Source organism: Longimicrobium sp., from assembly GCF_036280135.1.
Taxonomy (GTDB): domain Bacteria; phylum Gemmatimonadota; class Gemmatimonadetes; order Longimicrobiales; family Longimicrobiaceae; genus Longimicrobium.
The window spans coordinates 1-9,297 of record NZ_DASURI010000217.1; the positions used below are offsets into that span (position 1 = coordinate 1).

Sequence of the window (9,297 nt, forward strand, 5' to 3'; positions counted from 1 at the left end):
CCGCGCGAGCGCCCCCTCCGGGCTCGCGGAGCTCGCCCACCTCCCCCAAAAAACCCTGGGGGAGGTTGTACGGCGCAGCTTCATCCCACGAGGTGCGCGCAGCGCCGGATGACTCAGGAAGACAACCTGCTTTTCCGATCCGGTTTCAGTAGATCAGGGCGACCGTGAAGTGGTCGTTGGCGTCCGTCATCGTGTTGCCGTCCACGGCGCTGAGCGTGAGGGTGATCTCGCCGAACGCACCGTTGACCGGGAAGAACCCGGTGGGAAACGCCATGTGCGTTCCGGCCTGGTTCGCGAACACCTGGATGGTGTTCCACGCGTCCTTGATGGACACGTTGACCCCCAGCATGGTGGCGGGCTTTTGCGCGAAGGCGGAGCCCGACACCGCCACGATCACGGTGTTGGTGCTGGGCCACTCGATGGTGGTCTTGATGGGAAGGGGTCCGGCCTGGTTGATGATCACGGGCGACGCCATGCGTGGATCTCCATGGGAGTGACGGGACGAAAAAAGGGGGGAAACCGCCCCGCCAGGATACAGCGCCGTCCCACGTGATCCAAGGTTTTTCTATTGTCGCGAACAGGGCCGCGTAGACAGCGGAATTACGAGCGGTTCAGCCCTCCCGGATGGCGCCACGATGGATGAACCCGGTCGATGACGGGACCGGCGCACGGGTGTCCGATTCGCGTCGGCTGCTCCTCCGGCTCGGCCTCATACCCAATTCGCATAAGCACTGCGCAAGGGCGTTGATTTCCTGAGAGGTGTTGCCAAACCAACCCTGGATGGAACCCAAGGAGCGTCATCCTGAGGGAGCGCCGCGCGTACCCTGAACGCGCACAAGACCTCGGCGCGACCGAAGGATCTTGTGTGCGAAACTCGAACGCGGCTTCTTTGCACGAGGGTCGCCGCAGCGTTTCGCGGGCAAGATCCTTCGTCGCCGCCAGGGATCACGTGCGGACAGGGACCAAGCGGCGGCTCCTCAGGATGACGCGGCTCAAAGCGTGGGGTTTGGCAACACCGAGTTCGCGAGGGCCCCTCAGGAAACAACTGCATTTCCCGATCCGGTCTCGGAGGTCCAGGCCGGCTGGGTAGCTGCCAAAGGACCCGTGTTCTTTCTGGCCCCCAAGCCGGTCATCCGCTGCCGTCCGACGCGCCCGCCAGCGGGGCGGGGGATGCGGGCAGCCCGGCGGCGCGGAAGGCCTGGTCCAGGTCGGCCACGAGGTCGTCCGGGTGCTCCAGGCCCACGTTCAGGCGCACCAGGCGGCCGTCGTAGGCGGGGCCGTGGGTGCGGTGAAGGTCGAAGAACGGCACCGCCAGGCTGGTGACGCCGCCCCAGCTGTAGCCGATCTCGAACCATCGCAGCCCGTCCACGAACGCCGCCACCTGCCCGCGCGTGGCCGGCGCGGCGAGCACGATGGAGAACACGCTGGTGCTGCCCGTAAAGTCGCGCTGCCACAGCGCGTGGCCGGGGCAGGAGGGAAGCGCGGGGTGCAGCACCGTCTCCACGGCGGGGTGCCTGGCGAGCCACCGCGCCACCTGGAGCGTTCCGCGCTCCAGCGCCGCCAGCCGCACGCCCAGCGTCTGCATCCCCCGCAGGGCGAGCGAGCAGTCGTCCGGCGAGGCGCCCAGCCCCAGCCGCGCGTGCATCAGCCCCAGGGCCTCGTACTCCGCCTCGGTGCGGGCCGTGACGGAGCCCAGCAGCAGGTCGCTGTGCCCGCCCACGTACTTGGTGAGCGCCTGCATGGTCACGTCCACGCCGTGCGCGAACGCGTCGAAGTAGACGCCGGCCGCGTACGTGTTGTCCAGCGCCACCACGGCGCCGTGCCGGTGCGCCGCCCGCGCGATCGCCGGGACGTCCTGCACCTCCATCGTGGCCGATCCCGGGCTCTCGCACCACACCAGCCGCGTGTTCGCCCGCATCCGCCCCTCGATCTCCCCGCCCAGGCCGGGTGCGTACGTCTCCACCTCCACGCCAAAGCGGGCCAGAACGTCGTCGGCGAACTGGCGCGTGGGGCCGTACGCGCTGTCGGGGATGAGCGCGTGGTCGCCGGCGCGGGTAAAGGCAAAGGAGATCAGCGCGATGGCGGCCTGCCCGCCCGGCGTGATGAACGTGTAGTGCCCGCCCTCCAGCGCGGCGATGCGCCCGGCCAGGTCGCGCGCCGTCGGCGTGCCGTACAGGCCGTAGGTGTAGCCGTCCTTGTGATGCCAGTCGTCCGACACCTCGGCCGTGCTGCTGAAGACGACGGTGGATCCGCGGTGCACCGGCGGCACCAGCGAGCGAAATCCCTCGGGCGGCCGCGTGTCGGGGTGGATCAGGCGCGTGGTCCAGTCGGTCATCTGCCAGGCCGGGTGGGGTGGGAGACGATGCAGCACATCCCGCGGACCAAGCGAAATATGTACCGTATACTGTATGCGGACACTGGGCCGATCGGGAGGGGAGATCCGGATCAGGGCAGGAACAGGCAGGCGTCCCTCCAGTGCTCTTCCTCCCGGCACTCCGCCAGCTCGGCCGCGACCCGCTCCGCCAGCGCCCGCGCGTGCTCGTCCGTCGCGGGCTCCCACCCGCGCGCGTCGTCCACGGTGACCCAGCAGGAGCCCATCTCCACGTTCAGCTCCACCGCGCCGCCTTTGACGTCCACGTGCAAAAGGCGAGGATCCGCGTCGAGCAGCCGCTGGATCGTCGCCACCACCGGGTTCCACGGCCGCGGGTCATCCGTCATCTCGCCACTCCTTTTCGCCGATGCGGGGATGCGGGACGCGCCATGCGGCCCCTATACTGGCGCGCCGCGGGCATCGGCGCACGGGACAGATCTACGGAAGGGTCTCACACGGGGCCTGCGGCCAACGGAGTGAACGGTAACGGATCAAAGAACCAACCGTTGACTCCGTTGGCCGAAGGCCCCGTGTGAGAATGCTGTTTCAGTGAGCCAGACGTTGGTCTTTTCTCCGGATTCGGGACGAGATGGCGGATTTCACCGTACGCGTGGAGCTGCACGGCGCGGAGTGGGAGGACTACGACGGGCTGCGGGTGGAGATGGAGGCGGAGGGATTCGCCGCTGTGGTGCACGGAAGCGGCGGCGCGTACGAGCTCCCCGCGGGCGAGTACGCGTTCTCGGGCGACCTCGCGCCGGAGCAGGTGCTCGTCCGTGCCCGCCGCGCGGCGAACCGGACCGCGTGCACCTGCTCCGTCCTCGTGACGGAGTCCGCTGGTCGCGCGTGGTGGGGGCTGGACCCGGCAATGTGAGGCGCGGTCCGCGAACCGGATCGGCCCGCTCCACGCGTCCATGGGTGGCGCGGAGGGCGTGCGGTTGCATACCTTTAGCGCACCTTGTCACAGAACGCGCGGTTCAGCGGGGCGGCGTCCCGGCCGAAACTCGGCAGGGAACGCCGCGACCGCGGCTGCTTCGCGCCCGCCGTGCACCGGCCGGGCCTTCCCCCACTCCCTCGCGCGCATGACCAAGCGGCCGATCCGGCTGGGAGAGATGCTGGTGCAGATGGGGCGCGTGACCGCCGACGAGGTGGAGCGTGCCCTGGCGCACCAGCAGGCACATGGCGGCTACATGGGCGACGCGCTGGTGGCGCTGGGCATCCTGAGCCGCGAGGAGCTGTGGTGGGGGCTGGCCAACCAGCACGACATCCCGTTCGTCCACCTGCGCCCCGAGAACATCGACCACGCCCTGGCCTCGCGCGTGTCCGCCGCGTGGGCGGCCGAGCACCGCATCCTTCCCGTGCTGTGGGACGAGGGCCGCGTGACGGTGGTCATGCCCGACCTGGGCGGGGTGGAGCGCCTGGACGAGGTGCGCCTGCTCACGGGCGCCACGGAGGTGGTCCCCGCGCTCACCTCGCCGGAGTCCATCGCCGAGCTCATCGAGGCCGTGCACGGACCCGCGGAGGGCGTGGGGCTGGCCGCGTTCCTGGCCGAGGCGCTGGAGCGCGGCGCCACGGCGTTCGGTGTGAGCGCGCGGCCGGGGCGCGCCACGGGGTGGTACCGCGCGGGCGACGTGGTCTGCCGGGCGCTGGCGCCGGAGTGGCGCGACGCGCTGGGCGGCCTGGTTTCCCCCGCGGCGCCGCCGGCCGGCGAGACGGCGTGGAGCGCCGTGGCCCGCGTGGGCGGCGACGTGCGCACGCTGGAGTGCCACGCCCTCGTCAGCGGCGAGGCGACGGAGTGGGCGGCCGTCTCCGGCGCGCGCCTGGCCGCCGACGCCGCGCGCGTGGAGGCGGACGCCGCGCTCGTGCGCCGCGCCCGCGAGGCGCGCCGGGCGGGCGGGGTGGCCGCGCGCGTCGTCTGCCCGCCGGGCGCCCACCGCGCGGCCGAGGCGCTGCTGGCGCTGCTTCCCGCGCTGCTGCTGGGGGACGGCGCGCGCGCCATCCACCTCTCCGACCGCGCGGGCGCCGCGCCGCCGGGGACGCTGGTGGTGTCGACGGATGGATCGGTCGGCGCGGCCGCCGCGGGGCTGGAGCCGTTCGTCCCCGACGCCGTCACTGTGGGCGTGGAGGCGCTGGCGGCGGATGACCTGATGGCCCTGCGCCGCGTGGCGCCGTTCGTGGCCGTGCTGGAGCGGCACGACGCCGCGCCGGCGGCGGAGTTCGATTGCGTGGCGCGGCTTCGCCTGGACGAGGGCGGGCCGGCCTGGATGCTGGAGTAGCGGGACGGATGCCCAAGATCGACCAGTTCCTCAACCTGTTGGTGCAGCACGGCGGCTCCGACCTGCACCTGAGCTGCGGGGGCCCGCCCGTGCTGCGCGTGCACGGGCACCTGCAGCCCGTCAAGTTCCGCGACCTGACGGAGCCGGACCTGATGGTGCTGCTGGGCGAGATCCTCACGCCCGCGCAGCTGGAGTGGTGGAAGTCCACGCACGACCTGGACTTTGCCTACGAGATTCCCGGCACGGCGCGCTTTCGCGGCAACTTCTTTCGCCAGCACCGCGGGCCGGGGGCGGTGTTCCGCATCATCCCTTCGAAGATCCCCACGGCGGAGGAGATCGGGCTGCCGGACGCCATCCGCCGCTTCACGGACCTCAACAAGGGGCTCGTGCTGGTGACGGGGCCCACGGGCTCGGGCAAGTCCACCACGCTGGCGGCCATGATCGACCTGATCAACGCCACCCGGCCGGAGCACATCCTCACCATCGAGGATCCCATCGAGTTCGTCCACCACAACAAGAAGGCCCTCGTCAACCAGCGCGAGGTGGGCCCCCACACGGCCAGCTTCGCGGCGGCGCTCAAGGCCGCCCTGCGCGAGGACCCCGACGTGATCCTGGTGGGCGAGATGCGCGACCGCGAGACCATCGGCCTGGCGCTCACGGCGGCCGAGACGGGGCACCTGGTGTTCGGCACGCTGCACACCAACAGCGCGCACAAGACGGTGGACCGCATCATCGACACCTTTCCCGGCGACCTGCAGCACCAGATCCGCGCGATGCTCTCCGAGAGCCTTCGGGGCGTGGTGGCGCAGCAGCTGCTGCGCAAGAAGGGCGGCAAGGGGCGGGTGGCCGCGCACGAGATCATGGTGGGCACGCCGGCCGTCTCCAACCTCATCCGCGAGGGCAAGACGCACCAGATTCCCTCCATCATCCAGACGGGCAAGAAGGAGGGGATGGTGCAGATGGACCAGTCCATTCTCGCGCACCTGATGGCGGGGCTCGTGGAGGGCAAGGAGGCGTACGCAAAGGCGATGGACAAGTCGCTCTTCCAGCAGTACGCCGGCTGACGCAACTGCTTTTTCACGCAGAGGGAGCAGAGGCAGCAGAGTACTTCATCGCGCGATGTAGTTCCCGCGCGGTGAATCGCCCTCCTCGCGAGATGCGTCACTGGAGGTCGCGGTAGACTCCCGCCCGGGACTGACCGCCCTCCCCGCGAGAAAGCGTCGTCCTGCGAGGGACTGACCGTCCTCCCCGCGAGAAAGCGTCGCCCTGCGAGGGACTGACCGCCCTCCCCGCGAGAAAGCGTCATCCTGAGGCGCCGCCGCGCGATCTACGCCCGTGCATGATCCCTGGCGGCGACGAAGGATCTTGTATCCAAGCCACGAGGCCGGCTCCCCACGCGCGGAGCCGGCCTCGCGCTTTTGCATCGCCGCGCATCCGCCTGACCGCCGGTGATCCAGCCCGGGCAGTCTTTTCCTGATCGCGATCGGGTGGATGATGCGCTCCGGCAGACACCACGCTCCGCGACGACCATCCATGCCTCCCCGAAAAAACGCGGATGCCGTCCCCTCGCCGAAAACAGCCCCTCTACCAAGGGACGCCGTCCCCCTGCTGATTCCATCCGGTCCGCGACCGGCCGTCGCGTGGCAGATACCCTGCGCTTCCCAACCTCCCCCAGGGGTTATTGGGGGAGGTGGGCGAGCTCCGCGAGCCCGGAGGGGGCGCCCCGCGTGGGCTCTGCATCGCCCTCGAAACCATGCCCTCGCCCCGATCCAACGCAAAAGGCCGGTCCCCGTACAGGACCGGCCTTTCGATCGCATGGTGCCGCGGTGGGCGGCGCGGGCGAAGCTCAGTAGATCAGCGTGACCCTGAAGTGATCGTTCGCGTCCGTGATCGTGTCGTTGGACGGGTTGAGGGTCACGGTGACCTCGCCCTGCTGTTTGTCCACGGCAAAGAAGCCCGTGGGGAACGTCAGGTGGGTTGAGGGCTGGTTGGCGTACATCTGCAGCTCCCCGATGACCGTCGCATTCAACGTCACCCGCACGGCGAGCGGGGTACTGGGCGCCTTCGCCCACGCGGAGCCCGACACCGCCACCAGCACGGTGTTGCTGCTGGGCCACTGGACCTTCGTGGAGATGGGAAGGGGACCCGCCTGGTTGATGATCGTCGGCGACACGCAGGAGCTCCTTACGGGAGAGGGAGGGAAACTCGCGACGCCACGATACATCCACCGCATGCGCCCTCCTAGGACTTTGTTTTGTCCGATTTTCCCCGCCGGACCGATGGCGACGTCCCGGCTCCCGCCCCGTTCCGCCTCCGTCATTGCGGGCGCCCCGGCAGCTTTTCCGATCGGCCCGAGCACGCATCGCCACCGGACGACTTTCGCACGAATCCACGTCTCTCCAGTCCTTCCTCCGCCCCGTCCGCCGGGCACGAAACCGCCGTTCAACCTCCCCAGGGGTTTGGGGGGAGGTGGGCAAGCTCCGCGAGCCCGGAGGGGGCGCCCGCGCGATCCCTGCCATGCATCGGTCGCTCCGCCATTCCCCCGAATCAATCAATGCGGGAGGCCGGCCCCGTGCACAGGGCCGGCCTCTCGTCATCCATCACCAGCGCGTTCGTCTGTCCATCATCGAACCTCGCGTGCATCCATCCCCGGCCTGCCCCGGTTAGAAAGCGGGCCGGCGATTCGTTCGGCTACTGCACGGCGGGGAGGCCGCGGCGGCCGGCCGTCGCCTGCGCGGCGGACGCCGACAGCGACAGGCCCGGCAGCGTGTCCGGCAGGGGCTGCGACTGCACGCCCGAGATCTGGTTGGGATCGATGTCCCCGTCCAGGTCGCAGTCGAACGCGCCGCCGTCCTGCACCACCTCGTTGCTGCCGCGCCACACGTTGGCGCCCGTGTTGTGCTCGAACCGCGCGCCCACCGCGTTGTCGTTCACGTTGTTGCCCTGGAACGTGTTGTAGCACGCCCCGCGCACCCCGATGCCCGTGCGCCCGGAGTTGCTGATGCGGTTGGCCTTGAAGCTCACGTTGCTCACCGACACCCGGTTGGCAACGATCATCGCCAAGTCGATCCCGTCCAGCAGCGCGCCGTCCACCCGGTTATGCTCCACGCGCGAGTCGTAGATGTTGGTGAGCACGATGCCGTTGGACCAGTCGCCCAGCACGTCGTTGTGCGTGACGGTCACGCCCACCCCGTCGCGCACGCGGATGCCGCCGTACACGCCCGGGTAGCCGCCCTCGTTCTCGATCACGTTGCGCGTGATCACGGCCCCGTCGGACCCGCCCGTGTAGCTGCCGTCCGACCGGCGCACCACGCCCTGGATCTGCAGGCCGTAGCGCGTGTTCTCGCCCTCGAAGTGGTTGTCCGTGATCTGGATGCCCGGCACGCCCACGGCAAAGAGGCAAAAGAAGTAGCCGCACTCCACGTCGTTGCCGATCAGCCGGATGTCCTGCATCCCGTCGGCGTCGGGGGTGAGCGCCAGGAACGGGGAGTAGCCGTACTCGGCGTCCAGCCGGAGCCCCGAGACCGTGATCCCGTCCGCGTACAGGTCCAGCAGGATGTCCCGGTTGCCCGGCGCGAACTCCAGCCCCGCGCCACGCTCGGCGCAGGTGATGGTCACGCCGGCCGTCTCCACCACCACTACGCTGTCCAGCGCGATGGTGCCCGAGACGGCGATGACGTCGCCCGCGCCCGCGGACGCCAGCGCGGCCCGCAGCTCCGGGTCCGTGTGGACCACGTACGTGGGCGACGCGGCGCACGCCCCCGCCTGCGCCAGCCGGGGGGCGGCGTCGGGGGCGGCGGGCGCGGTGGGCTGGTCGGCGCAGGCCGCCAGCAGCGACAGGGTGGACAGCGTGACGACGAGGTTGTGGCTTCGCATGGGCGCTCCGTCCATGTGGGGGGATGCTCCGCGGCGCCTCCCGAAGTGGAGTGCACGCGGAAAGACTGGAGACTACGAGAACCCCTGGCGCCAATTCCTGCTGTCCCGGGCGCCATCACAACCATAACGCGCCCATCCGGGTTAATTCTGACAAGCTCATGTCGTAAATGGTGTGTATGCTGGAAGCAATCCTGATTTCCCGCCGGCCGGAGCGGAGGATGCGCATCACGGATCATGGCGGTGACGGCCGTCTCGGAGCCGGCGGGGTGATGCCGATGTGGATCTGATCCGGTGATGGGCGTCCCGAGCCGGAGCGATCGGTGCCGATGCGGATCTGAGTCGCATTCGCGGCGTCTTACCCAGCCGAGGCGGATCGGGTCATCGTGATGGGTGTCCCGAGCCGAGGTGATTGATGCCAATGCGGATCTGAGCCGGATTCGCGGCGTCTTACCCAGCCGAGGCGGATCGGGCCATCGTGATGGGCGTCCCGAGCCGAGGTGATTGATGCCAGTGGGGTCCGATCCGGATTCGCGGCGTCCCAGCCCCGGCGAATGAATTCGCGGCTCCGACAACGTGATGTCGGCCTTCGCCGACAGCTCCTGCCGCACGCCATCGCTGTGCACACAGGCCGCGGTCGAGCCACCGAAGCCCGCCCCGGTGCACGTGACATTGCCCGTGCTGGGGCAGTCCGCGCAGTCGGACTTCGTGCCTTTCCAGCGGCGAATTCATTCGCTCCGGCTGGGAGACGGCCTTACCGGATCAGATCCGCAATCTGCT

The 9,297-nt window shown here is 69.8% G+C and carries 9 protein-coding genes; 4 read left to right on the forward strand and 5 right to left on the reverse strand.

Going from position 1 to position 9,297, the window contains the following annotated elements:
- Positions 1-145 precede the first annotated feature (145 nt).
- The 3 genes from VFZ20_RS06490 to VFZ20_RS06500 all read right to left on the reverse strand — a co-directional run bounded on the left by VFZ20_RS06490 (position 146) and on the right by VFZ20_RS06500 (position 2,718).
- Positions 146-475 (reverse strand): hypothetical protein, encoded by a 330-nt coding sequence (locus VFZ20_RS06490; RefSeq protein ID WP_329683027.1) that lies wholly within the window; start codon positions 473-475, stop codon positions 146-148.
- A gap of 654 nt (positions 476-1,129) precedes the next feature.
- A complete protein-coding gene (locus tag VFZ20_RS06495; RefSeq protein ID WP_329683028.1) occupies positions 1,130-2,335 on the reverse strand; it encodes a cystathionine beta-lyase in 1,206 nt (401 codons plus the stop codon).
- 110 nt (positions 2,336-2,445) lie between these two features.
- Positions 2,446-2,718, reverse strand: a complete 273-nt coding sequence (locus tag VFZ20_RS06500) for a hypothetical protein (RefSeq protein WP_329683029.1) — start codon at positions 2,716-2,718, stop codon at positions 2,446-2,448.
- Positions 2,719-2,960: 242 nt separating this feature from the next.
- Here VFZ20_RS06500 and VFZ20_RS06505 point away from each other — a divergent pair, with 242 nt between their 5' ends.
- The 3 genes from VFZ20_RS06505 (at position 2,961) to VFZ20_RS06515 (ending at position 5,708) form a co-directional block, all read left to right on the forward strand.
- Positions 2,961-3,242, forward strand: coding sequence for a hypothetical protein (locus tag VFZ20_RS06505; RefSeq protein ID WP_329683030.1), 282 nt, complete (start codon positions 2,961-2,963; stop codon positions 3,240-3,242).
- Positions 3,243-3,450: 208 nt separating this feature from the next.
- Positions 3,451-4,644: a hypothetical protein gene (locus VFZ20_RS06510; RefSeq protein ID WP_329683031.1), complete on the forward strand. Its 1,194-nt coding sequence runs from the start codon at positions 3,451-3,453 to the stop codon at positions 4,642-4,644.
- Positions 4,645-4,652: 8 nt separating this feature from the next.
- Positions 4,653-5,708, forward strand: a complete 1,056-nt coding sequence (locus VFZ20_RS06515) for a type IV pilus twitching motility protein PilT (RefSeq protein WP_329683032.1) — start codon at positions 4,653-4,655, stop codon at positions 5,706-5,708.
- 782 nt (positions 5,709-6,490) lie between these two features.
- On the opposite strand, the gene VFZ20_RS06520 is transcribed toward VFZ20_RS06515, so the two are convergent.
- Both VFZ20_RS06520 and VFZ20_RS06525 read right to left on the reverse strand, forming a co-directional pair.
- Complete coding sequence (locus VFZ20_RS06520; protein WP_329683033.1) at positions 6,491-6,817, reverse strand: hypothetical protein; 327 nt, start codon at positions 6,815-6,817, stop codon at positions 6,491-6,493.
- A 518-nt stretch (positions 6,818-7,335) separates the two neighbouring features.
- On the reverse strand, positions 7,336-8,520 hold the full coding sequence (locus tag VFZ20_RS06525) for a right-handed parallel beta-helix repeat-containing protein (RefSeq protein WP_329683034.1): 1,185 nt from the start codon (positions 8,518-8,520) through the stop codon (positions 7,336-7,338).
- Positions 8,521-9,096: 576 nt separating this feature from the next.
- Here VFZ20_RS06525 and VFZ20_RS06530 point away from each other — a divergent pair.
- The coding region (locus tag VFZ20_RS06530) for a hypothetical protein (RefSeq protein ID WP_329683035.1) at positions 9,097-9,297 on the forward strand (201 nt) is incomplete at its 3' end.